Origin of the sequence: Rhodomicrobium vannielii ATCC 17100 (assembly GCF_000166055.1) — a bacterium.
Lineage (GTDB): Bacteria > Pseudomonadota > Alphaproteobacteria > Rhizobiales > Rhodomicrobiaceae > Rhodomicrobium > Rhodomicrobium vannielii.
On record NC_014664.1, the window covers coordinates 2,312,834 to 2,335,118 of the forward strand.

Annotated in this window: 20 protein-coding genes and 1 other RNA gene; 3 read left to right on the forward strand and 18 right to left on the reverse strand. The window is 63.4% G+C overall.

What is annotated here, in order from left to right; all coding sequences use genetic code 11:
• Window positions 1-14: 14 nt before the first annotated feature.
• From RVAN_RS10655 to rnpB, 8 genes are all read right to left on the reverse strand, one after another.
• Window positions 15-1,448 (reverse strand): UDP-N-acetylmuramoylalanyl-D-glutamyl-2,6-diaminopimelate--D-alanyl-D-alanine ligase, encoded by a 1,434-nt coding sequence (locus RVAN_RS10655; protein ID WP_013419728.1) that lies wholly within the window; start codon window positions 1,446-1,448, stop codon window positions 15-17.
• The gene (locus tag RVAN_RS10660; protein WP_041787482.1) at window positions 1,441-2,901 is read right to left on the reverse strand and encodes a UDP-N-acetylmuramoyl-L-alanyl-D-glutamate--2,6-diaminopimelate ligase; all 1,461 of its coding nucleotides are present in this window, start codon (window positions 2,899-2,901) and stop codon (window positions 1,441-1,443) included. The genes RVAN_RS10655 and RVAN_RS10660 overlap by 8 nt, the downstream gene beginning before the upstream one ends.
• Complete coding sequence (locus RVAN_RS10665) at window positions 2,828-4,711, reverse strand: peptidoglycan D,D-transpeptidase FtsI family protein (protein ID WP_013419730.1); 1,884 nt, start codon at window positions 4,709-4,711, stop codon at window positions 2,828-2,830. Before RVAN_RS10665 ends, RVAN_RS10660 begins: the two co-directional genes overlap by 74 nt.
• Window positions 4,712-4,715: 4 nt before the next feature.
• Complete coding sequence (ftsL, locus tag RVAN_RS10670; protein WP_013419731.1) at window positions 4,716-5,105, reverse strand: cell division protein FtsL; 390 nt, start codon at window positions 5,103-5,105, stop codon at window positions 4,716-4,718.
• 125 nt (window positions 5,106-5,230) lie between these two features.
• Window positions 5,231-5,908, reverse strand: coding sequence for a cobalamin B12-binding domain-containing protein (locus RVAN_RS10675; RefSeq protein WP_169309538.1), 678 nt, complete (start codon window positions 5,906-5,908; stop codon window positions 5,231-5,233).
• 328 nt (window positions 5,909-6,236) lie between these two features.
• Complete coding sequence (locus tag RVAN_RS10680) at window positions 6,237-7,490, reverse strand: Coenzyme F420 hydrogenase/dehydrogenase, beta subunit C-terminal domain (protein ID WP_013419733.1); 1,254 nt, start codon at window positions 7,488-7,490, stop codon at window positions 6,237-6,239.
• Between the two features lie 144 nt (window positions 7,491-7,634).
• Window positions 7,635-8,384, reverse strand: a complete 750-nt coding sequence (locus RVAN_RS20225) for a DUF4339 domain-containing protein (RefSeq protein WP_155942422.1) — start codon at window positions 8,382-8,384, stop codon at window positions 7,635-7,637.
• Between the two features lie 194 nt (window positions 8,385-8,578).
• An RNA gene (rnpB, locus tag RVAN_RS19395) (RNase P RNA component class A) lies at window positions 8,579-9,051 on the reverse strand.
• A gap of 214 nt (window positions 9,052-9,265) precedes the next feature.
• Here rnpB and RVAN_RS10690 point away from each other — a divergent pair.
• Window positions 9,266-11,050 (forward strand): B12-binding domain-containing radical SAM protein, encoded by a 1,785-nt coding sequence (locus tag RVAN_RS10690; protein ID WP_013419735.1) that lies wholly within the window; start codon window positions 9,266-9,268, stop codon window positions 11,048-11,050.
• Window positions 11,051-11,242: 192 nt separating this feature from the next.
• On the forward strand, window positions 11,243-11,887 hold the full coding sequence (locus RVAN_RS10695; protein WP_013419736.1) for a MarC family protein: 645 nt from the start codon (window positions 11,243-11,245) through the stop codon (window positions 11,885-11,887).
• A 57-nt stretch (window positions 11,888-11,944) separates the two neighbouring features.
• On the opposite strand, the gene RVAN_RS10700 is transcribed toward RVAN_RS10695, so the two are convergent.
• From RVAN_RS10700 to RVAN_RS10745, 10 genes are all read right to left on the reverse strand, one after another.
• Complete coding sequence (locus RVAN_RS10700) at window positions 11,945-12,829, reverse strand: hypothetical protein (protein ID WP_013419737.1); 885 nt, start codon at window positions 12,827-12,829, stop codon at window positions 11,945-11,947.
• Window positions 12,830-12,977: 148 nt separating this feature from the next.
• Window positions 12,978-13,409: a hypothetical protein gene (locus tag RVAN_RS19025; RefSeq protein WP_155942423.1), complete on the reverse strand. Its 432-nt coding sequence runs from the start codon at window positions 13,407-13,409 to the stop codon at window positions 12,978-12,980.
• Between the two features lie 84 nt (window positions 13,410-13,493).
• Entirely contained in the window at window positions 13,494-14,699 is a 1,206-nt protein-coding gene (gene rlmN, locus RVAN_RS10710; RefSeq protein ID WP_041788978.1) for a 23S rRNA (adenine(2503)-C(2))-methyltransferase RlmN, read from the reverse strand.
• 81 nt (window positions 14,700-14,780) lie between these two features.
• On the reverse strand, window positions 14,781-15,284 hold the full coding sequence (locus RVAN_RS10715; protein WP_013419740.1) for a hypothetical protein: 504 nt from the start codon (window positions 15,282-15,284) through the stop codon (window positions 14,781-14,783).
• Between the two features lie 152 nt (window positions 15,285-15,436).
• Window positions 15,437-16,288, reverse strand: coding sequence for a bifunctional hydroxymethylpyrimidine kinase/phosphomethylpyrimidine kinase (gene thiD / locus RVAN_RS10720; RefSeq protein WP_013419741.1), 852 nt, complete (start codon window positions 16,286-16,288; stop codon window positions 15,437-15,439).
• Window positions 16,285-17,112, reverse strand: a complete 828-nt coding sequence (gene soxA, locus RVAN_RS10725; protein ID WP_013419742.1) for a sulfur oxidation c-type cytochrome SoxA — start codon at window positions 17,110-17,112, stop codon at window positions 16,285-16,287. Before soxA ends, thiD begins: the two co-directional genes overlap by 4 nt.
• Window positions 17,113-17,151: 39 nt before the next feature.
• A complete protein-coding gene (soxX, locus tag RVAN_RS10730) occupies window positions 17,152-17,652 on the reverse strand; it encodes a sulfur oxidation c-type cytochrome SoxX (RefSeq protein ID WP_049779362.1) in 501 nt (166 codons plus the stop codon).
• Window positions 17,653-17,879: 227 nt separating this feature from the next.
• A complete protein-coding gene (gph, locus tag RVAN_RS10735; RefSeq protein ID WP_013419744.1) occupies window positions 17,880-18,563 on the reverse strand; it encodes a phosphoglycolate phosphatase in 684 nt (227 codons plus the stop codon).
• A 195-nt stretch (window positions 18,564-18,758) separates the two neighbouring features.
• The gene (gene fba / locus RVAN_RS10740) at window positions 18,759-19,823 is read right to left on the reverse strand and encodes a class II fructose-bisphosphate aldolase (protein ID WP_013419745.1); all 1,065 of its coding nucleotides are present in this window, start codon (window positions 19,821-19,823) and stop codon (window positions 18,759-18,761) included.
• A 138-nt stretch (window positions 19,824-19,961) separates the two neighbouring features.
• Window positions 19,962-21,170 (reverse strand): phosphoglycerate kinase, encoded by a 1,209-nt coding sequence (locus RVAN_RS10745; RefSeq protein WP_013419746.1) that lies wholly within the window; start codon window positions 21,168-21,170, stop codon window positions 19,962-19,964.
• A gap of 388 nt (window positions 21,171-21,558) precedes the next feature.
• Here RVAN_RS10745 and RVAN_RS10750 point away from each other — a divergent pair, with 388 nt between their 5' ends.
• The gene (locus RVAN_RS10750; protein ID WP_013419747.1) at window positions 21,559-22,182 is read left to right on the forward strand and encodes a class I SAM-dependent methyltransferase; all 624 of its coding nucleotides are present in this window, start codon (window positions 21,559-21,561) and stop codon (window positions 22,180-22,182) included.
• The last annotated feature ends 103 nt before the right edge of the window (window positions 22,183-22,285 follow it).

The following is a 22,285-nucleotide window of genomic DNA, read 5'->3' on the forward strand; positions in this document are numbered from 1 at the left end:
AGCCTGCGCTCCGGCTAGCTCGGCGAGGATGCGAAACGCGCCTTGAGCGCCTCCGCGATCTGTCCCATCCGGCTGCCAAGCGATCCCTTGATCATGACGGCGTCGCCCCCGCAGACGGCATCGAGCACCGGCCCGCGAAGATCCTCCGAGGCGTTGGCCCATCCGCCGCGCTTTTCGGCGGGCAGACTTTCATGCAGGCTCGCCATCAAAGGACCGGCGCAGAAAACGAGATCGATGGCGTTGGAGTCAACGGCGCTCGCAAGGGAGGCGTGAAATTGTGGCGCGTCGTGGCCCAGCTCCAACATATCGCCGAGCACGGCGATGCGCCGCGCGTAGCGCGACGGCGGCACCGCGCCCAGCACGTCGAGAGCGGCGTGCATCGAAGCCGGATTGGCGTTATAGCTTTCGTCTATGACGAGCACAGGGCCGCGCGGCGTTTCGAAGGTAGCGCTTCGGCCGCGTCCCTCGGGTGCCTCAAAGCGCGCCAGGGCTGCGGCGGCGGCCTCGACATTGCCGCCGAGGAGCGACACGCCCGCCAGCGCCGCGACTGCGTTCTGCGCGAGGTGCCGCCCGGGTGCGGCGAGCGCGAACGTAACGCGCTGATCGAAAATGTCGGCCGTGACCACGGACCCTTCCTCTGTGCGCTCGAAGCTCACGAGGCGCGCTTCCGCTTCGGAGCTGAGCCCGAACGGCACGACGCGCGCACTCCTTTCGCGGGCGAACGCCGCCAGACTTTCAAAATGCGGATTGTCGGCGGGCAGGATAGCCGCCCCGCCTTGCTCCAAGCCTTCGAAGATTTCGGCCTTCGCGCGCGCGATCTCCGCTTCGGAGGTGAAGAACTCGATATGCACCGGCGCGACCCAAGTCACGATCGCAACATGCGGCCGCACGAGTTTCGCGAGCGGCACGATCTCGCCCGCGTGGTTCATCCCGATCTCGAACACGCCGAAGCGCGAAGCGGCGGGCATGCGCGCGAGAGACAGCGGCACACCCATGAAATTGTTGTAGGATTTTACCGAGGCATGCGTCGGCCCGCTCTCGCCGAGCATCACGCGCAGCATCTCCTTTGTGGTCGTCTTGCCGACGCTGCCGGTCACGGCGGCGATGCGCGCATCCGTGCGGGCGCGCGCGACGCGGCCAAGCTCCTCAAGCGCCGCGAACGGGTCGTCCACGCGGAAAAGCGGCTCATCGGCCGCCAACGGCACCTGCGGCGCGTAGTCGCGAGAGACAAGCGCCCCCGCCGCGCCGTTGTCGAAGGCGGCGGTGATGAAACGGTGCCCGTCCGAGCGCTCACCCTTGATCGCGACGAACAGATCGCCGCGCTCGACCGTGCGGCTGTCGATGCTGACGCCCGTAACGACGACATCGGCGGCTGGTGGCGCGATGCCGAGCGCGCGCGCGATCTCCGCGCCGGTCCACAGCGGCTTAGCCACGATTTGCTCAGGCATGGCTTGCTCTCCGTTCTCCGATGGCGGCGAGCGCAGCAGCGACCGCCTCATGATCGGAATAGGGAATGACCTTGGTGCCGACGATCTGCCCCGTTTCGTGGCCCTTGCCAGCGACAAGCAACAAATCGCCCCGCTCAAGGTTGCCGATGGCGATGGCGATGGCATCCGCGCGTCCGTCGATCTCGGTCGCGCCCGGTGCTGCCGCCATGATCGCGGCACGGATCGCGGCCGGTTCCTCGCTGCGCGGATTGTCGTCTGTGACATAAACGATATCGGCGTTGGCGGTCGCCGCGCGGCCCATCTCGGGACGCTTGCCCCGGTCGCGATCGCCGCCGCAGCCGAGCACTACGTGCAGCCGACCGGTCACGTAAGGGCGGAGCGCTTCCAGCGCCTTCACCAGCGCGTCGGGCGTGTGGGCATAGTCTACGAATATCGGCGCGCCTGCGCTCGTCTCGCCGACATAGTCGAGCCGACCCTTCGCGCCGCGTAGCGTTTCCAGCGCCTCGAAGACGCCTCCCGCCGAACTGCCGAGCCCGAGCGCGAGCCCCGCCGACACCAGCGCATTCGACACCTGGAACGCGCCCGCAAGCGGCAGCAGCACGGTGAACAGCCGCCCGCGATAGATGATCGAAAGTCGCTGGCGGAAGCCGTCGCGCTCGACGCCCTTCAGGCAAAGCGCGGCACCGCGTTCGCCCACGGTCATCACGTCGAGCTTCTTTGCGCGGGCCGTGCCCACGACATCGTCCGCGTGATCGCCATCCGCGTCGATGATTGCGGGCGCGCCGGAGGGCAGGAGATCGCGGAACAGGCGCATCTTCGCGTTGAAATAATCTTCGAAGGTCGGGTGATAATCAAGGTGGTCGCGCGTGATGTTCGTGAACGCGCCCGCCGAGAAGCGCACGCCGTCGAGCCGGTGCTGGTCGAGGCCGTGGCTCGACGCTTCGAGCGCGAGATGCGTCACGCCCTCGTTCGCGAGATCCGCCAGCGCCTTATGCAGCGCGACCGGATCGGGCGTCGTATGCGACAGGGGCCGCTCGCCCGCATTGGTGATGATGCCGATGGTGCCGAGGCTCGCAGCGTCGTGGCCCGCTGTCGCCCATATCTGGCGCAGGAATGCCGCTACGGACGTCTTGCCGTTCGTGCCCGTGACGGCGGCGATGATGTCGGGCTGCGCGCGATAGAACCGGGCGGCGAGAAGCGCCAGCGCGCGCCTCGGCTCGGCGGCGCGGAGGATGGGCAGGGAAAGCCCCTCGGCGTTTGCCGTTTCGCCCGCAAGCACGGCCACCGCACCGGCAGCTTCCGCCGCCTTTGCGTAAGCCATGCCGTCCGCCTTCGTGCCCGAAAGCGCAGCGAACAGCATGCCCGGCCTGACCTGCCTGCTATCGGCGGTAAGACCAGAAATCTCGGGGATCGCCGCCGTACTGGTATCCGCCGCCGGACCGCGAGCCGCCACGGTCGTCGCGGTATCCGTATGCGGGAGGCTGCCGCGGCTGAGAGTAAGCGGAATATCCTTGATCAGATCCGCCAGTTTCATAGCGATTGTTCCGGTATGGCGCGCGGCGCGCGTCGTAGGGCGCCGGCTGTTCATAGGAGGTCGCGGCCGCTTCGTCAAACCGGGGAGTGGGCAGAATGTCGAGCATGGGAGCGATGCGCTTTATGATGGCTCCAACTGTCGGAGCGGCATTCTGCGACGCCTCGTTGCTCTTGGTTCCCGCTTCCGCGTGAGGCTCGTCGATCGTGACCATGACGAGATATCGCGGCGCGTCGATCGGAACGGCCGCCACGAAACTGTTGATGACGTCCGAGGAATAGCGCCCCTCTTTCACCTTGAGCGCCGTTCCCGTCTTCCCTCCCACACCCAGACCCTGAACGGCGGCCTTGCGCCCCGTACCCCGTTCGACCACAGCGCGCATCAGATCGCGCATCGTGGCGCTCGTTTCCGGCGAAATCACGCGCTGCGGCTCGTCGTTCGCATTTTTCTCCGCGATCAGAAATGTCGGCTTCAGCCGTTCGCCGCCGTTCACGAGCGTAGCCATCGCCGACGCGAACAGCAGCGGCGGCACCGCGATGCCGTGCCCATAGGCCACCGTCGCCACATTCACCGACCGCCACGTTTTCGGGAAAACTGGCGTTGGCGACGATCCCGCCTCCGTCTCCAGCTTCTCGAACAGGCCGAGCGATCTCAGAAACGCCTGCTGCTTCTCTCCGCCCGCTGCCAGCGCGATGCGCGCCGAGCCAGTGTTCGACGAGTGGATGAAAATGTCCTCCACCGAGTACATCCGGCGGCTCGCATGCGGGTCGCGCATGGTGAAACGGCCGAGCTTGAACGGCGTCGCATCGAACATCTCGTAGCGGGTCGCGATGCCCTGATCGAGCGCCATTGCGATGGTGAGCGACTTGAACACCGAGCCGAGTTCGTAAACGTCGGTCACGACGCGGTTCTGTCGGTTCTGTCCGGCGGCCTGCTCACGGCGGTTCGGGTCGAAGTCGGGCAGCGACGCCGACGCGACCACTTCGCCGTTCTTCACGTCGAGCACGATGCCCATCGCCGCCTGCGCGGTGTAACGCTCCATGGCCCTCGACAGTTCGTCGGTCAGCGCGTGCTGTACGCCAAGATCGAGCGAAAGCTTCACGATGGGTCGCTCCGACAGCGATGTCGGCGAGAACTGGCCCGCGAGCTTCTGGTCGATGTACCACTCGACGCCGCTTCGTCCCTCGTTGTCGACATTCGTGATGCCGAGAATGTGCGCCGCGACGCTTCCGGCGGGATAGACGCGCTGCACGGTCGGCAGCAGTGTCAGCGCCGGGATGCCGAGCGCATGCGCGGCTTCGGCCTGTTTCGGCGTCAACCCGCGCTTGACGTATTCGAAGCGGCTGTCCTTGTCGCGAAACCGCCGGGCGAGCGAGCCCTGATCGAGATCGGGGAAAAGGGCGACAATCTTTTCGGCGGCCTCATCCGGGTTCAGGATCTGGCTCGGGTTCGCCACCAACCAGTAAACGCGGATGTCGGTTGCGAGGAGCCTGCCGTTGCGGTCGACGATGTCGGGGCGGCTTTTCGCCAGCGCGACCGGGGCCGACTGCGACGAGAGCGAAGGCATCTCGACAGGCGTCATACCGTAGCGCGTGATCTCCACCGAGAGGGCGAGAAATCCGAAGGCGAAGCACGCGGCCAGCAGCCGTTGCGCGCTCCGCGCGTTCTGCGCGGCTCGCTCGGCACTTTGCGCGCCGCCGATCCTGCGGCACAGCGAGGCCAGCGTCACCATGGGCTTAACGCTCTCCCGTCACCGTCACCGCCGACTGAATCGAGCTTTTCTCGATAAGCGCCGCAATACCGTCTCTGCGAACCGGCGTCGCGAAGGACGAGGACGGCTGCACGCTTGCGCCGGTGCCGGTGACGACCGCGCTCCATGGCACGAGCTGCTGCGACGAAATCGGTTCGAGCTTCAGCGTCTTCTTCGCCATCTCCTCGATCCGTTCCGGGCGCGAGAGATAGCTCACCTCGGCGCGCATGAGGGCGAGGAAGTCGCTTTCGTCCTGAAGCGCGGTAATCAGTTCGCGCGCATCGGTTTCGAGCGCGCGCGTCTTGATCTTCAGGTCGTATGTGTAGGCGAACAATCCTACGAGGCAGCCGAAGGCGAGAAGGCAAAGTGAACGCATAACGGTGATCCCTGCGCGAGCGTCACTCGATACTGCACGGGGGCCGTAAATTTTTCGTACAAGGAGGGTTAACAAGCTGCTGTCGCGGAGAAGAGCCGGCCCGCCTGTGGCCGACGCGACGCAGGTCAGGCGGCCGAGTAGGCGCGCCGCATCAACGACTGATCCAGCAATTTCTGCGCGAGGAGCACGGCCGTTGCCGCGCTATCGGCCACGCCGTCCGCACCCACGATATTTGCGTATTGCGGGCAGTCCTTGAACGCGGCTCCGCCGACCATGATGGTGATCGAAGGATTGCAGGAATGCTGGCGGATCGCCTTGATGGTGTCTTCGATGACGTCGAGACGCGAGTCGCAACTAAGCGAAACGCCAGCGACGGCGAACCATTCCGCGTGAACGGCCTTGATAACGGTTTCAGGCGAAGCGCCCGCCTCGGAGCGAACATGCCACCCCGCCGCGCGCATGAATTTCTCGACGACCGCGAGGCCGAAGCGATGCTGCTCACCCGGAGCCGTCAACGTGACGATGCGCCGCATGTCGCCCATGGCGGGGACGCTGTGCGTATCGTTGAACACCGCGAGCAATTCCTGAAGCCGCGCGACACCGAGCGTCACATCGAGGAAGTCGCAGCGGTCTTCGTCCCACATGCGGCCGAGATGGCGGGCAGCCGGTTCGAGAAGCTCCGTGAAAAGAACGTGGAGGGAGAGGCCACGCCGCTTCACGCGCTGGATATAGCTGTGCGCGGCCTGCATGTCCGGCCCGAGCACGAGAAGCGCCAGCTCCTCGATTTCGGCCCGCGTAGGCACAAAGGGCTCACAGGCGCAGGGCTTCAACACGTCGTGGTGGATCTGAAACAGCCGGGGAATGATTTCCTGAGCAATCACGGACGCCAGACGTTTCTGGCGTTCCTGCGCATCGGAAATGGGGGCTGTGGATTTTGTGGAGCGGGCGACACCTGAGGGATGACCAGACGGAAAAAAAGCAGAACTTGAAAATCGCTCTACGTTCCTCATAACCCGTTCCCCTCCACCTGCCAGTTTTTGGTGACGGTGAAATCACTTTTTAGTGATTACACGACCGTAAAAGCTTTTCGAGCAAGAAACGTCATTTGCGACAATAAGTCTAGCCATCAAATTAAAGGTCGCCAGACAAATGCCGCTTCGACGAGACTCTCTCGCTTAAGCTTGGAACAAGGCCGTAACGCTCGACGAGCGCCCAGACATGCTCCGGTACCATGTTGTGAATGCGTTTCGGGAGTTTCGCGCGAAGATGAAGCACGGTTTCGACCGCTTTCATCTCGACACGGGCGCGTGCGAATTCGAGTCCGCGCGGCCCAACCTTGGGCATGAGCCAGCCGGCAATCGGACGCGCCCAGTTCGGCATGCTGCGCATCGGCAGCCCGCCCGCCGCAAGTTCGGTATTCTTGAGAAAGCCCTTCACTGGGCCGTCACGCTTCCCGGCCGTGCCCGGCTCAGAGAGCGAAACCTCGTCACCGAGAAGCCGCAGCAATTCCTCGCCCGTCTCGTTGCGCACGATCAGCCATTGCTGGCCTTGCCCGGCCATGTATCCGACCGTGATGTCGGAAAGCGAATTTGTGTAATCGACGCAGGTGCGGCAGGTCAGCGGAAAGAAATCGGCGGGCAACTTCGAAATGGGCAGCAAGAGAAACGGTATTTCTTTCACCTTGCCGTTTTCAAAGCGCAGTTCGACATGGTAATCCGCGCGGAATTCCAGATAGGTAATTGTTTCCGGTTTATCCGACAGCAGATTCAGGAATTTGTGAAAGTTCTCGGTCGTGGTGTTGTCCGAACACGGCGTGCCGATGGCATAGACGCGCTCGAAGCCGAGCTCCTGCTCGATCCCGCGCAGCGCAAAGATCTGGCATGGCACGCCGATGACCGCGATGCGCTTGTGGCCCGCCTCGCGCGCCGGTTCGAGCAGCGCTAGCAGCGGCGCGTATCCCATGCGCATGCCGCGCGCCTTGGCCATGTCGGCGGCGCGGGTGATGAGCGCGGGCTTCGGCCGCCAGCGGTCGGCGTCATCCGCGACCATGGTCAGCACCGCGTCGACCGCGCCGGTTTCGAGCAGGCGCTCGCCGATGCGCGTGGTTATGCCGGTCCACTGCGCACCTTCGCGCGGGCGCTTCATCGCGGCACGGGCCATTCGCTTGTACGGGCCGAAAAACCGCTCGTCCTCGCGCTGCGGATTGCGGGTGCGGCCATGCACACGCGCTTCCATTTTCGGGTAATCGGGCTTGATGAATTGGCAGGCGCGCCCGCAGCGACGCGGATCTGAGGAGCGCGACACGCCGCAATCGGTGCAGAGATCGCGCGGCAAGGCTTCGGCCACTTGGGGCGACCAGACGGTTGGCGTTTCGGCCTCTATCATCGATCAAGCCTGCTTATGCTGTGAGGGCGTCACGAATAGTCGCCCTGCCTTGAGATGTCGAGGGAAATCACGCCGCATGGCTTAACGCCGCGCGGCACCGGACCTTGCATAAACCCCAAGCGTGGCGGGCCGTGGGCAAATTGACTAGCGGCGCTGCGGACGCTGCGCCCGCTTCAACCGCTGGCGCTTGAACAGCAGCTGCGAGAACGTCGCCTCACCGAGAGCAGCCGCCAGTTCGCGGTATGCAAAATACGGGACCAGCACGAGGAACATCAGCACGACCGTAGCCAAAACCTCGGGCATTGTACCCCCGGCGAAGCCCTTCAGGACATCCCGCACCGACTGCCCATTCAGATGGCCGACGATCACCTCTTCGGCGACGGTCAGCACCAGCAAAAGCGTGGTGAATAGCAAGGCCTTCACCAGGACATCCGCAAAGAGGACGCCTGTCGATTTCACCCGATTGCCGATGTTGAGGCGCTCCAGAACCAGGACGAATTTCCCAAGTATCAAGGCTTTCGCGAGCGCCAAACCGAAGCGCTGGTACTCGATTCCCTCGCTGCCAAGAACGGCGGCCTTGAAGAAAATCAGCGCTCCGAAACAGACGGCGAGGTACGTGGAAACCGCGAGGTACTGGATCAGCTCATCGCGCGCCCGATGGACGAGCACCGCCCGCTTGCTCTTCGGGCCGACATCGCGTTGCGGCGCGGCGGCCAATTCCTCGGCGAAAAAGGCGGTCGACGTTGGAGTGTTCCCGTTGGCCCTGCCGTTTAAGCCATCCGTCCAGATCAGATAAGGCTGATCCTTGCCGCGTTCGATGCGCCGGATGATCTCCTCGCTTGTCGTCGGGCCGACGCACGCGCCGTTTTCCGCATAATACCACTTCGCTTCCATGCGGTTCGCCCCGGACCCTTGGCTGCTCACTAATATCCTGCGCGCAAGTTCGCCGCGAGAACGCCAGCGCAACCAGAAGATCGCACCGACATGTTCCGGAATCGTATCGATGAAATCGAGGAATGGAGCGAAACCGGCGTCAAAATCGCAGCCGATTGCGTGGGGTCGGCAAACGATTTCGCGCTCTCGGAAAAAGTGCCAGTTGGCCTGTAAGCCGGGTTCTGTGCCGGCGGATTGCTCCGCCGCGATGGCCATTCATCTGGGACGCGTGTTGCCGCGCGCCTCAAGCAACCAACCCGGACGGCGATGCGGAAACGCATTCCGCCGCGAGCCGAAGCCCGCGAGCCGTGCCGTCCCTATTCGGTTTTGCTCCCGGCGGGGTTTACCTTGCCGCGTCTGTTGCCAGCCGCGCGGTGCGCTCTTACCGCACCCTTTCACCCTTACTGTATCGAAGGCCCGAGCCTGAAGCCGAACGGCCTCAAGCTGCGCAGAGCGCGATAGGCCCACGATAAAGCGGTTTGCTTTCTGTGGCACTGTCCCTGGGGTTGCCCCCGCCGGACGTTATCCGGCGCCGTGTTTCCGTGGAGCCCGGACTTTCCTCCATCCGCGCGTTCACGACCTTTCGGCCCACAAGGAACGTGCGAACAGCGGCCATCCGGCCAACTGGCCCCTTACGTATTGGGGCGAATGGCTGCGGCGTCAAGGGCGATGACGGCAGCGCCTGTCGTCACGGCAACCGCGAGGCATGCAATTCTCAACGGCGCCACGCTCGATTGTGTAAAATGCTGTTAACAAGCCATAATTGCATCTTGTATGCCAAACGCCGTGTCTCTAGAAGGGCAGAATATCCGATAACCTTGTTTTCTAGGCATGGGGCGGGCATGGACGGAACAGTTGGCGAAATCTTTCACCTGATCCTGATCAAGCCCTCGCACTATGACGACGACGGCTACCCAATTCAGTGGCTGCGTTCCGCCATCCCGTCGAATACGCTCGCCTGCCTCAACGGCATCGCGGAAGACTGCAAGGCGCGTGCGGTGCTGGGCGAAGATGTCGAGCTTTCCATCGCGACCTACGACGAGACGAACCTGCGCGTGCGCCCCGATGCGATCGTCAGCTCGATAAAGCCCGGCGAGAGGGCTCTTGTCGCCATCGTCGGCGTACAGACGAACCAGTTCCCCCGCGCGGTCGATCTCGCGATGACATTCCGCAAGGCGGGCCTGCCCGTCGCCATCGGCGGGTTTCACGTGTCCGGATGTGTCGCCATGCTGCCGGACCTGCCGTCCGACATCCGCGCGGCCCAACAGCAGGGCATCAGCCTCTTCGCGGGCGAGGCGGAGGATGGGCGCTTCGACATCGTGCTTCGCGACGCCTATCAAGGCACGCTGCAACCGCTGTACAATTTCATGTCCGACCTGCCGGACATGACGCATCAGCCGCATCCCATGCTGCCGCGCGAGCATGTGCGGCGGACGCTCGGCGTCACCTCAAGCTTCGACCTCGGGCGCGGCTGCCCGTATCAATGCTCCTTCTGTACGATCATCAACGTGCAGGGCCGGAAAAGCCGCTTCCGCTCGCCGGACGACCTCGAAGCCATCATCCGCCAGAACCACGCCCAGGGCATCCATCGCTTTTTCATCACCGACGACAATTTTGCGCGCAATCGCAACTGGGAAGCCCTGTTCGACCGCGTCATCGCGCTTCGGGAGCGCGAGCGCATCAAGGTGAAGTTCACGATCCAGGTCGACACGCTTTGCCATCAGATCCCCGGCTTCGTGGAAAAGGCCAGCAAGGCGGGCGTGTCACGCGTCTTCATTGGCCTCGAAAACATCAACCCGGACAGTCTGCTCGGCGCGAAGAAGCGACAGAACAAGATCACCGATTACCGCGCCATGCTTCAGGCGTGGAAGAAACGCGGCGTCGTCACCTATGCGGGCTACATCATCGGCTTTCCGAACGACACGCCCGAAACGGTTGCCCGCGATATCGAAATCATCAAGCGCGAGCTGCCCGTCGATGTGCTCGAATTCTTCATGCTGACGCCGCTCCCCGGCTCGGAAGACCATCAGACGCTCTATCGGAACGGCGTCTGGATGGACCCGGACATGAACAAGTACGACATCAATCACGCAGTGACGCATCATCCGCGCATGACGTTGGCGCAGTGGGAAGAAACCTACCGAGCCGCGTGGCACTCCTTCTACTCGCCAGAGCACATGAAGACCGTGATGCGCCGGGCCGTAGCTTGCGGGATGAAGCCGGGCAAGGTCATGATCATGATGTACTGGTTCTTCTTCTCGATCCAATATGAGGGCGTGCATCCGCTCGAAAGCGGTTATCTCCGCCTGAAATACCGCCGCGACCGCCGCCCCAGCCTACCGCGCGAAAGCTGGTTGAGCTTCTATCCGCGCTATTTCTTTGAAACCGTTCGCAAGCATGTGCTGATGGGCTACTGGATCGCACGCATGGACTTCTGGCGGCAGCAGATCATGCGCGACCCGAACCGGAAGACCTATTTCGACCTTGCGCTTCAGGCCGATGTGCCGGACGAACTCGACAGCCTCGAAATGTTCCAGACGACGCGCGGAGGGACGGAGGCCGTTACCAAGCGGCGCGGCGAGGACGCGGCGCGTGAAGCGATCAAGGCGCGCGCAGCCGCCGAGTAACCTGGCGGGCGCCGCCACAGCTGTTGGATTTTGCCGCCCAGCGGCGAGGATGGCGGTTAGTTGCGTCGTTCATCAGGCCGCCAGGCGCGCCACGCAACAAGGCGCGCGCCCGTTTGCCTCGTGCGCGTACCTCGCCACAATCAAGTGCGGCTCGTTGACGCTTCCCCAAGCCTTGCCTGCTACCACGAGCGAATGTTCGAGGTCGCTCTGTCCGCTTTTGCGATGTTCTTCGCCACGATCGGCCCGGTCGAGGCTGCTGTGCTGTTCGCCTCCTTCTGCCCGAGATGCGACCGTGCGGAGCGGCTTGCCGTCTCGCTGAAAGCCATCGGCATCGCCACCGGCATCATTCTGTTCTTCGCGCTGTTCGGCTCGGAAATCCTTGAGGCGCTCGGCGTCACCATGCCCGCCCTGCAAACGGCGGGGGGCATCATCCTCGGCCTGATCGCGCTCGACATGATCTTCGAGACGACCATCGCGGGCAGCACCATCACCATGCCTGAGAGCGACGAAGCCCGGATCAAAAGCTCGGGCGAGATCGCCGTGTTTCCCCTCGCGACGCCGATCCTCGCGGGGCCGGGCGCGATGTCCGGCGCGATGGTGCTTATGGCGAATGCGAGCGGGCAGCCATGGCATCAGGTGGCCATCGTCGGCGCGCTGTTTGCGGTTATGACGATCACGTTCATCCTGATGCTCGCGGCGCAGGAAATACGCGAATGGATCGGCCTGACGGCGCAGAAAGTCGTGACTCGCCTGCTCGGCATTCTGCTCGCCGCGATCGCGGTGCAGTCCATCTTCAACGGTATTTCCGGGGCGGGTCTCTTCCTGCGGAAGCTCTGATGGCGCGCACGGTGGCGCTACGCCGCTTCACGGAACGGCGTGCAAGGAAGCGCGCGCTTAGACCGCGTGAGAATGCCGCGCCATGCTCGACTGGTTCGTCCGGTCAAGCTCCTTGAGGCGCTGATAGGCGTTGACGCTGCCGAGATCGGCCGCCTTCCGATACCATTCGCGCGCGCGCTCGACATCGGCCGCGAGGCCCCATTCCGGGCGATGCCTGACGTTCGCCGGATCGTAGGTTTCCGCAAGCGCGAGCGCGCCGCGCACGCTCCCGTATCGGGCCAGCACTTCCAGAACCGCGCGCCCGGCCGCGCCGTCGCCCTGCGCGAGTTGGCTCAGCCCGCGCTCCATGAGGACATCCTCGGTGCCCTGATTCAATTCCGGTGCGGCTTCGACATCCGACACTTCAACGCTCGCCTGAATTGCCGCGGGCTCTGCAACGGCGATTTCTGGACGCACTTCGAAGTTGAATGCCCTCTCCACACGCGGCATCTGCGGCAGCGCGATCTCACCGGCTTTGAAATAGCCGACGAGCACATAGCCGGACACGACCACCACAGCGCTGGAGATGGAAACCGCCGCGACATTTCTCCATGCACGGCTCCGTTTCGCCCTGCGCGACTCCGCCTGCGGTGGCTTTACGGCGATGGGCCGTGTCATGGGCGTCGTGCGAACGAGCGCGCCGCTGCCGCTGTGGGGGGCAGCCTCAGCCTGTTGGGCCTGCGTGTGTTGGACGTAGGCCGTCGGAATCGACGCTGACAGTGCAGCGAGCTCACGCTCCAAAGCCGCGCGGCTTTCCTCGAACGACCGATAGGATTGAACCGCCGGTCGCGACAGCGATGAAGACAGATGTGGCTCCGGTTGACGCAACGGCGCGGCGGGATCGAGATCCACCGCGAGATTGGTCGCCGCTCTTTCGAGGATATTACGCCACGAGTCGCCCATGATAAAACGCCCCAACTCAACTTGCCCAGCCTCTCAATTAATGAAGCAATATGGCCACGCTGAGGTTGGAATCGGTCGTTTGTATGCGATTTTAGTCGGATTGGGTCCAATTTGCCTCAGTTGAGGCAAAGGGCAGCGCCTCGGCGCGCTATCGCGTGGGGCCTGAATAGCCCGCGATCAGCCAATAGATCGTGCCCGCGACGCAGCCCGCCATCACCAGCGCAGCCGACACCGGCGAGGTGAGCGAGGACAGGTCTACGCGCCAGAATGCGCCCGCGAGCACCACCGAAAGCGCCCCCGTCGCGCCCGCATAGAACAGCAGCGACCGCGACCGCAGCACTTCGCCGAGCAGCACGCCCGCGATGGCCGCTGCGAGCACCACCGCGCCGCCGCCCTGAAGCGCGAGGATCGCGTTCTCAAAACTTGCGTCGAAAATGAAGGTTTCGTCGGGTGCCGTGGCCTGAAGCCGCTCGACCTCTTTCACAAGCTTCACCGCATGCAGCGCGACGAGCGAAATCCAGCCGATGACGCCGGACAGCACAACGGCGAACAGCACGCGAAAGAAATGTCCAATGCTCATCGCCGTCCCCGTTTGTCTCATGCGCGCCTGAAGCGCCACGTCCCAATCGTTTGCATGCATATCGCAAACCGGCGTTTGCCCGCGTCACACCGCCACGTCGATGGCCGCTTCGCCGCGCCGTGCGCTCGCCCTAAGCTTCTCGCTCGCCGATTTGAGCTGCCCGCATGCCGCCATGATGTCGCGACCGCGCGGCGTGCGGATCGGGCTCGCATACCCCGCGCGGTTCACCACATCGGCAAAGCGCTCGATCTGCGCCCAGTCCGAGCATTCGTAAGCCGTCCCCGGCCACGGATTGAACGGGATAAGGTTGATCTTTGACGGGATGCCCTTGAGCAGCCGCACCAGCTCTTTCGCCTCCGCCACGGAGTCGTTCACGCCCTTCAGCATCACATACTCGAACGTCATGCGCCGCGCGTTCGACAGCCCAGGATAGGCGCGGCAGGCGGCGAGCAATTCCTTCAGTGGATATTTGCGATTGATCGGCACGAGTTCGTCGCGCAGATCGTCGCGGACGGCGTGAAGCGAGATTGCCAGCATCACGCCCATTTCCTCGCCCGCGCGATGCATCATCGGCACCACGCCGGAGGTGGACAGCGTCAGGCGTCGCTTCGAGAATGACAGCGCGTCCGCGTCGGTCGCGAGCCCGACAGCCGCCTTCACGTTTTCGAAATTGTAGAGCGGCTCGCCCATGCCCATGAGCACGATGTTCGTGATCTTGCGCTCCGACTCGGGGATGCCGTGCCGGTCGGCGGGGCCATCGGCGTCCGGCCAATCGCCCACGCGGTCGCGCGCAACGAGGATCTGTCCGACGATCTCAGCCGCCGTGAGGTTGCGCACAAGCCGTTGCGTACCCGTGTGGCAGAAGGAGCAATTCAGCGTGCAGCCGACCTGGCTCGAAATGCACAGCGTGCCGCGATCCGGCTCGGGGATGTAGACCGTTTCGATTTCCGGCGGGCGCTCGGCCGGATGCGATGGCGCGAGGCGCAGCAGCCATTTGCGCGTGCCGTCTTCCGAAATCTGCTCGGCGGCGATTTCTGGCCGCGCCAGCGTGAAGCGCGCGTCGAGTTCGGCGCGGAGCGACTTCGCGATGTTGGTCAGCGCCATGAAATCCGTCGCGCCGCGCGCATAGGTCCAGTTCCAAAGCTGCGCGGCGCGCATCTTCGCCTGGTTCGCGGGCACACCCGCCTCGGCGAGCGCGGCCATGAGTTCAGGGCGCGTCATACCGGCAAGCGAGGGCTTCAGCGCCGAGGCCGCGCCATCGACGGGCGGATTTTCGAAAAGCGTTGTCATGAACGCAAAATAGAAGACGGGCGCGCGCTTCACAAGCGCCGCTCTTCCTCCGCAGCGCTTGTTAACTCGAACGGCGGCCGATCAGCGCGTCAATTGCACCGAGGCGACGGGCACTTGCCGCCCCTTCGCGCTGTCGAATTGCGTGATCGAGACGATGTGGCTCCCCGTCGCCTTGAACGTCACGTGGAAATTGCCCCTGAAATTCGGGCTGTCGGCCTCGAAGACGAGCTGATTACCGTCGATGCTGCCGGTGACGGTGCCCGTGTTATGCGCGACCTTTTCCTCGAACAGCCCTTCGACGCGATTGCCCGTGCAGGTCACGCGGCTCGCCGCCTCGATCTTCCACGCCGCTCCGGCGCAGGTGATGATCTGGTTGATCTTGTCTCCGCCCGCCAGCGAGTAGGAGATGCGGCAGGCGATGCGCTCGGGCGAGCCGCCGATGGGCGTCACCGCGCCCTTGCCCTTCCACGTGCCGTCGAGGCTTTTCATGAGTTCCAGCCCTTGGCTCGAACACAGGGCAAACGCCGGATTGGCCGCCGCGAGCGTAAGAGCGGCGGTGCAGGTTGCGACAACGGCCTTGAACATGAAAATCCCTCTTTCGCGGCAGCGAACATCTTTGCGGTTTCGACGCCGATTGCAGCAAAAGAATGATCCGCCGCTCACGTTTTCGAACCCGCTTGCCATCGAGTTAAGGCGCGGCGAAACCGGCGGCAATGGTGCATGTGCGCCCAGTTTTATTAAATTTTCGGCATCTTCCAGAAATGCGCGACCGGCCCCGCGCCGTCGCCGATGAGGAAGGCATCCGCAGCAAGCAGCGCGCCCTGCAGATAGGCTTTCGCGGCTTCGACGGCGGCGGCGAGCGGCAGTCCTTGCGCGAGATGCGCGGCGATCGCCGAGGAGAGCGTGCAACCCGTGCCATGCGTGTTGCGGGTCGGTACGCGGGGCGCGACGAAGCAGCGGATCTCGGCCCCGTCGAAAAGCACATCCGTGGCTGTCGCGCCGCCAGCGTGGCCGCCCTTGATAAGCACGGCGCGCGGACCGAGCGCGTGGAGGTGTCGCGCCTGCGCCTCAATTTCTTCGTCGGTGCGCGCGATGGAAACGTCGAGAAGCGCGGCCGCTTCGGCGAGGTTCGGCGTAATGAGGTCGGCGAGAGGGAAAAGCCGCTCGATCAGCGCGCGCACCGCCGATGCTTCGAGAAGCCGCGCGCCGGACGTCGAGACCATAACGGGATCGACCACCACGGGCACGCCGCCCGCCCAGTGATGCACCCGGTCCGCCGTTGCTTCGATCTGCTCCGCGCCGCCTAACATGCCGGTTTTCACCGCACGGACGTTCAAATCGGCGAACACCGCGTCGATCTGCGCTGCGACGATGTCGCCCGGCACGAGATGGACGGCGGTCACGCCTTGGGTATTTTGCGCGGTGATGGCCGTGATCGCGGTCGCGCCGTAGACGCCAAGCGCCGCGAATGTCTTGAGGTCGGCCTGGATACCAGCGCCACCCGATGAATCCGATCCGGCGATGGACAGGGCCGCCGGCGTCTTTGCCGTCGCAGCAGTGCCGTCAGCGGGCAGCGCCGCTGAACTCATGGCCGCACGCCCGGCGCCGTGATGGGCAGGTTGCGGCTGCGCCAGTTCAAGAAGAGTTCGAGCGCTATGTAATCATCCGAGCCATCGGGCTGGCCCCTGCCGCGAACCAGAGCGTTGCACATGCGGAACCGCTCATGCAGCGTAATCACCCGCTGCTGGTCGAGCTTGTACGCGGGGTAGGCGACGGGATGGCCCTGGCTGAGGCTGTCTCCGCCGAACTTCTGGCCGAACCGCTCATGGTGGCACTGCGCGCAGGACAATTGCAAAAGCCCCTGTTTCGTCTGGTAGAGAGTGCGCCCGCGCTCGAAGAGTTCCGCCGCCGGGCCGGTTTTATCGACCGTTTCCGGGGTTCCGCGCGCGAGCCAACGAAGATAGGCCGTCATCGCGAGCATGGGCGTGCTGTCTTCCGCCAACACATCCGCGCCCAGATTGCCCTTGCGGCAAAGGTTGATGCGCGAGGTCAGCGTGATCACCTCTTTCAAACCCGCGACATATTTCGGGTAGGTCGCAGCAGCCTGCCTGACGCCGTTTCTGTTGCCCAAGCCGTGGCAAGAGCGACACGATTTGCCGAGCGTCCCCTCCGGTGCGGACCACGCCCTTTCACCCGTCTCGACGAGGGCGTAGGCGGGATTGTCGAAGTCGTCCGCCTGCTGCGCGGCGATGGACGGAGGAAGAAACTCCTCGCCGGGGATGAGATATTTCAGGGGGTTCGACGGGTCTGCGGGCGCGAAGGCACGGCGAGGCTCACCTTCTGCGGTGAAGATTGCAGCGGCAAAAATCCCTATTGCGATCTGAAACAGTGCCGCACCGAGATTCCCTCTCACCGGTACGCCTCCCAATAGCGGGCTTGCCCTCGGCCCGATTTATTTCAACGTCTTCAGATATGCGATCAAATCCTCGACTTCCGCCGCGTTCAGGATCGACGGCTCGCCCGAGTCCGACTTGTAGTAGGACGGCATGATAGCGTCGGGAAAGTAGACCTTCGCATCAACGAGGATCTGACGAAGCTGCCCTTCCGAGTAGCGACCGCCGATTCCGTCGAGCGCGGGGCCGATGCCACCTTGATCCGCGACCGTTGTAACCGCGCTGATCTTGTGGCAGCTGAGGCAGTCGCCGCGCTGGCGGTCGACCAGCACGTCGCGACCGCGCGTGGCATCGCCCGGCTTTCCGGTAAGCGGCGACGGCATGCTCTGGAGCGAAAGCGCCAGCCTTCCCGGCCCATCGGGGTTCATGTATTCGAGGAAGTAACCCGCAGTTTTCCGCTTGCATTCGGCTGCCGACGCATCCGCTGCGCATGAAAACGAGAAGGCAATCAACGATGCCGCCAACAAAAACAGCGAGGCGCGCCCCTGCATCTTAGCCATTTCCTGCCCTCAGCTTGGCCGTTTCCCAACAAAGCGGCTAAATCAGCGAGCGTCGAACAGGATTTATTCCACGCGGAAACGCTGATCTTCTAGTCATATGCATAGCTTGAGGCCGAAATACGGACATCTTCGCCCGATCCGTAACCACCCCGTAGGCGCGCTACAATATTTAGCTTTGCGGGAGCGTCAACCATATAGTTTGACTCAAATTAAGGTTGTCCTGCGGCTCAGGTGTCGCTGCGCATCACACCGAGCGCTTGCGGGAGTTCCCCTAGCGACGAGATGAGGGCGTCGCCGCCGAGAAGCTCAGGCGCGGTGCGACTGTATCCGAAGGTTACGACGACGGAGCGGACACCCGCCGCCTTTGCACATTCGACATCGGCCTCGCTATCGCCGACCATCACCGCACAGCATGCCGAGACGTCGAGCGCGGTGAGCACATCGAGCAGCAGCCCCGGATTGGGCTTTCGCGGCTGTCCTTCGCGCTCGCCAATGACGCAGTTGAAATATTTGGCGAGGTCGAGCTTCTGGAGAATGGCAAGCGTCGCGGCGTGATGCTTGTTGGTGCAAAGGCCGAGCTTGCGGCCCTCGGCCTTGAGCTGCTCCAGCAACTCGCGCGCGCCGGGATAAATCTTCGTGTGCGTCGTCAGGTTCTCGCGATAGGCGACGATGAAATCCTGAACCACGGGCATGATGTCGGGGTGCGCCAGACCGCGCGCGATGAGTGCGCGTTCGACGAGCGTCGGCACGCCACCGCCGACCATCGCCTTGACCTCATCCACGGAGAATGGAGCGAGGCCGCGTTTGCCGGTCGCGGTGTTGAGCGCATGCGTGATGTCGGGCGCGCTGTCGATCAATGTTCCGTCGAGGTCGAAAACCACCGCACGCGGCCAATTCGGTTCACCCGTCACGCCTTGCTCCTCATTTTCGGCCGTTCCCAGCCGTGAAAATATCGATGGCCGGGACAAAGCCCGGCCATGTTGTCATCTTGTGCGAGACAGCGGCGTGACGAAAATCAGACTCGGCACGACGCTGTACGTTTCCGTTGTCGATCGGCTTGCCTGCGTCTGATCGGGTCCGATTTAACGCAGGCTGATCCAAGCGGCTTAGCTGATCTTCGGATCGAGGTCGCCCTTGGCGTAGCGCTTGGCCATCTCCGCCGCCGGGACAATCTTGATCTTCGACGCATTGCCGGCCGTGCCGAACTGCTCATAGCGCGCCTTGCAAAGCTTCTTCTGTTCCTCGATGGCCGGCTTCAGGAACTTGCGCGGGTCGAATTCCTTCGCATTGCTGGCGAGCACCTTACGCACCGCAGCCGTCACCGCGAGGCGAAGGTCGGTGTCGATGTTCACCTTGCGCACGCCGAAGCGGATGCCGCGCTGGATTTCCTCGACCGGAACGCCGTAGGTCTCGGGGATCGCGCCGCCGTACTTGTTGATGATCTCAAGCAGCTCTTCCGGCACCGACGACGAGCCATGCATCACGAGATGCGTGTCCGGGATGCGCTTGTGGATCTTCTCGATGACGTCGATGGCGAGCACTTCGCCCGTGGGCTTCTGCGTGAACTTGTAGGCGCCGTGTGAGGTTCCGATGGCGACGGCGAGCGCGTCCACCTTCGTCGCGGCGACGAACCGCGCGGCTTCGTCGGGATCGGTGAGAAGCTGCTCGCGCGACAGCACGCCTTCCGCGCCGTGGCCGTCTTCCTTCTCGCCCATGCCGGTTTCGAGGCTACCCAGAACGCCGAGTTCGCCTTCGACCGACACGCCGACATAATGCGCCATGCGCGTCACGTCCGAGGTGATGCGGACATTGTAATCGTAGTCGGCGGGCGTCGAGCCGTCGGCCTTCAGCGAGCCGTCCATCATCACGCTGTCATAGCCGAGACGGATGGCGCTGGCGCAGGTCTCTTCGTTGTTGCCGTGGTCCTGATGCATACAGATCGGGATGGTCGGATACTGGACTTCGAGGCCCTCGACGAGCTTGCCGAGCAGAAGGTCGCCCGCGTAGGAGCGCGCGCCGCGACTCGCCTGGATGATCACGGGGCTGTCGGTTTCCTTCGCCGCTTCGAGGATGGCGATACCCTGCTCCATGTTATTGATGTTGAACGCGGGCACGCCGTAACCGTGCTCGGCGGCGTGATCCAGAAGTTGCCTTAGCGTGATACGGGCCATTCAAGCCTCTCCCTATTGGAACGAAATTTTCGTAAGCAAAGCGGAGCGCCCCGCATGCGTCTTTAGAACGCAGTGTGACGCTCCGTGTGAAATCATGTCAATGCGCTGCGACCGGGTTTTCACCTGATCGCTGAGCCGTTAGCGGATGAGCGCGGCCACGCCCGGCAGCGTACGCCCTTCGAGCCATTCGAGGAAAGCGCCGCCCGCCGTCGATACATAGGTGAACTTGTCCGTGACGGAAGCCGCGTTCAGCGCCGCGACCGTATCGCCGCCGCCCGCGATGGTGACGATCTTGCCCGCCTGGGTCAGCGCTGCCGCCTCGCGTGCGAGCGCGAACGTGCCCTCACCGAAAGGCGGAATTTCAAACGCGCCAACGGGGCCGTTCCAGAGAAGCGTCTTGCAGCCCTCGATAAGCCCCGTGAATTCGGCGACGGAGCGCGGCCCGATGTCGAGGATCATGGCATCGGCCGGCACTTCGCCCACCGGCACGACTTCGGTTTCCGCATTCGCCTTGAACTCGCGCGCGACGACGGCATCGACCGGCAGTACGATCTTGCAGCCCGCCGCCTCGGCTTTCGCGCGGATTTCCTTCACGGTGTCGATCGCATTCGGCTCGCAGAGCGATTTACCGACCGCGACGCCGTCCGCATAAAGGAAGGTGTTGGCCATGCCGCCGCCAATGAACAGGTAGTCCATCTTCTGGGCGAGATTTCCGAGCACGGCAATCTTGGTCGAGACCTTCGAGCCGCCGACGATGGCGGCAACGGGCCGTTCCGGCTTTTCGAGCGCGACCTTGAACGCGCCGATCTCGGCGAGCAGCGACGGCCCGGCATAGGCCGGCAGCAGATGAGCGACAGCTTCGGTCGAAGCGTGCGCGCGATGCGACACGGAGAACGCGTCATTCACATAGATGTCGCCAAGCTTTGCGAGTTCGGCGGCGAAGGCCGGATCGTTCTCTTCTTCCTCTTTATGGAAGCGCACGTTTTCGAGCATTGCGATCTGGCCCGGTTCGAGCGCCTTCACGACCGCTTCAGCGGCAGGTCCGACGCAATCATCGGCGAAGGCAACGGTCGCGCCGAGCATAGCGGCAAGTTTGTCCGCGACAGGCTTCAACGAATACTTCGCGACCGGCTTGCCATCGGGGCGGCCGAGATGGGAGAGGATGACGATCTTCGCCCCCCGCGACGCAAGGACGCGGAAGGTCGGCAGGAGCCGTTCGATGCGCGTGGCGTCCGATATCTGCCCGTCGGCCATGGGAACATTAAGGTCCGTGCGTATGAGGACACGCTTTTCCGCGACGTCGGCGGACGCGATATCCTTCAACGAATCGAAAGCTACTGCTGTCATTTCTCTCCCCTGATGCCTTGTTGCTGACCGGTTTTTTTCCGACAACGGGGCGGGCCCCCTGCCGCTGGACAGGCGCGGCCGAGACTTCCTTAAGTGAACTTAAGGGCGCTGCGTTGCGGTTTGTTGACGCTTGCGTGATTACCTGACACTTCTGCGTGCAATAGACAAGTCAGAGATATTTAACGCGCTCTTCACCCAAGCTGACGGCGCCAGATTGCAATTGTGAAGGCAGAGTCGTATGTCTTACGCTTGTCACATTCGAGCAGGTATTCAGATCGCTTATCGTGCCGCTGCGGGGCCGCTTAAAGCGCGAACTTGTCCGATGGCACGGGGTTATCCGATTCATTAAACGATCCCGCTTCGCCGGGGGTTTGAGATAGCGCCCTTCATGAGTAAGCTCATAGAATTATCGGATCTTCCGCAGGCGGCCCAAGGGCCCGTCCTTTTCTGGCAGCGCGCGATCGAAAACCCGCTCCAGGTTTGCAGCCTGTTCCCGTCGAGCCCATTCGTGGGCCGAGCCATGACGGAGGTACTCGGCAAGAGAATCGAGTCTCATGTCATCGAGCTTGGCGCGGGCACGGGCGCGGTTACACGGCAATTGATCCGCAACGGCGTCGAGCCTGGCAAGCTTACGCTGGTCGAGATCGACGCGCGCCTCGGTGGCCATCTGCGCCGCCGCTTCCCCGACACTGACGTGCTGATCGGGTCCGCTGAGGATCTCGCAAAGGTCTGGCAGGAGCGCAATGGCGAAAATGTCGGTGCCATCATATCGACGCTGCCGATGCGGCTCTTCTCGAAGAAGCTCATCTATCTCGTTATGAAGAACAGCCTTCAGGTGCTGGACGAGGGCGGGATGTTCGTTCAATTCACTTACCGCCAGACGAGCCCAGTGCCGCCACGGGTGGTCAACGCGCTTCGGCTCAAGGCGTGGCGCTACACGCGCGTGTGGCTCAACCTTCCGCCCGCCGCGATCTGGGTTTACGAGCGCATGCCGCAACCCCGCGAGATCTGACGAGCGGGGGCCGCACTGTACCATTTCCGCCACTGATCGCGGTGACGTTGATGCAAAGCCGCTCCTTCGCTCGCGCGCCATCTCCTAAGTAACTGATCTGCCG

Bases quoted from the DNA above. Each gene is read 5' to 3' on its own strand.
- RVAN_RS10745 (WP_013419746.1), bottom strand. From the start codon at position 21,170: ATGACAGCAGTAGCTTTCGATTCGTTGAAGGATATCGCGTCCGCCGAC.
- RVAN_RS10700 (WP_013419737.1), bottom strand. From the start codon at position 12,829: ATGGGCGACTCGTGGCGTAATATCCTCGAAAGAGCGGCGACCAATCTC.
- RVAN_RS10715 (WP_013419740.1), bottom strand. From the start codon at position 15,284: ATGTTCAAGGCCGTTGTCGCAACCTGCACCGCCGCTCTTACGCTCGCG.
- RVAN_RS10750 (WP_013419747.1), top strand. From the start codon at position 21,559: ATGAGTAAGCTCATAGAATTATCGGATCTTCCGCAGGCGGCCCAAGGG.
- RVAN_RS10655 (WP_013419728.1), bottom strand. From the start codon at position 1,448: ATGCCTGAGCAAATCGTGGCTAAGCCGCTGTGGACCGGCGCGGAGATC.
- RVAN_RS20225 (WP_155942422.1), bottom strand. From the start codon at position 8,384: ATGGAAGCGAAGTGGTATTATGCGGAAAACGGCGCGTGCGTCGGCCCG.
- RVAN_RS10680 (WP_013419733.1), bottom strand. From the start codon at position 7,490: ATGATAGAGGCCGAAACGCCAACCGTCTGGTCGCCCCAAGTGGCCGAA.
- rlmN (WP_041788978.1), bottom strand. From the start codon at position 14,699: ATGACAACGCTTTTCGAAAATCCGCCCGTCGATGGCGCGGCCTCGGCG.
- thiD (WP_013419741.1), bottom strand. From the start codon at position 16,288: ATGAGTTCAGCGGCGCTGCCCGCTGACGGCACTGCTGCGACGGCAAAG.
- fba (WP_013419745.1), bottom strand. From the start codon at position 19,823: ATGGCCCGTATCACGCTAAGGCAACTTCTGGATCACGCCGCCGAGCAC.
- RVAN_RS19025 (WP_155942423.1), bottom strand. From the start codon at position 13,409: ATGAGCATTGGACATTTCTTTCGCGTGCTGTTCGCCGTTGTGCTGTCC.
- soxX (WP_049779362.1), bottom strand. From the start codon at position 17,652: ATGGCTAAGATGCAGGGGCGCGCCTCGCTGTTTTTGTTGGCGGCATCG.
- RVAN_RS10690 (WP_013419735.1), top strand. From the start codon at position 9,266: ATGGACGGAACAGTTGGCGAAATCTTTCACCTGATCCTGATCAAGCCC.
- ftsL (WP_013419731.1), bottom strand. From the start codon at position 5,105: ATGCGTTCACTTTGCCTTCTCGCCTTCGGCTGCCTCGTAGGATTGTTC.
- RVAN_RS10695 (WP_013419736.1), top strand. From the start codon at position 11,243: ATGTTCGAGGTCGCTCTGTCCGCTTTTGCGATGTTCTTCGCCACGATC.
- RVAN_RS10665 (WP_013419730.1), bottom strand. From the start codon at position 4,711: ATGGTGACGCTGGCCTCGCTGTGCCGCAGGATCGGCGGCGCGCAAAGT.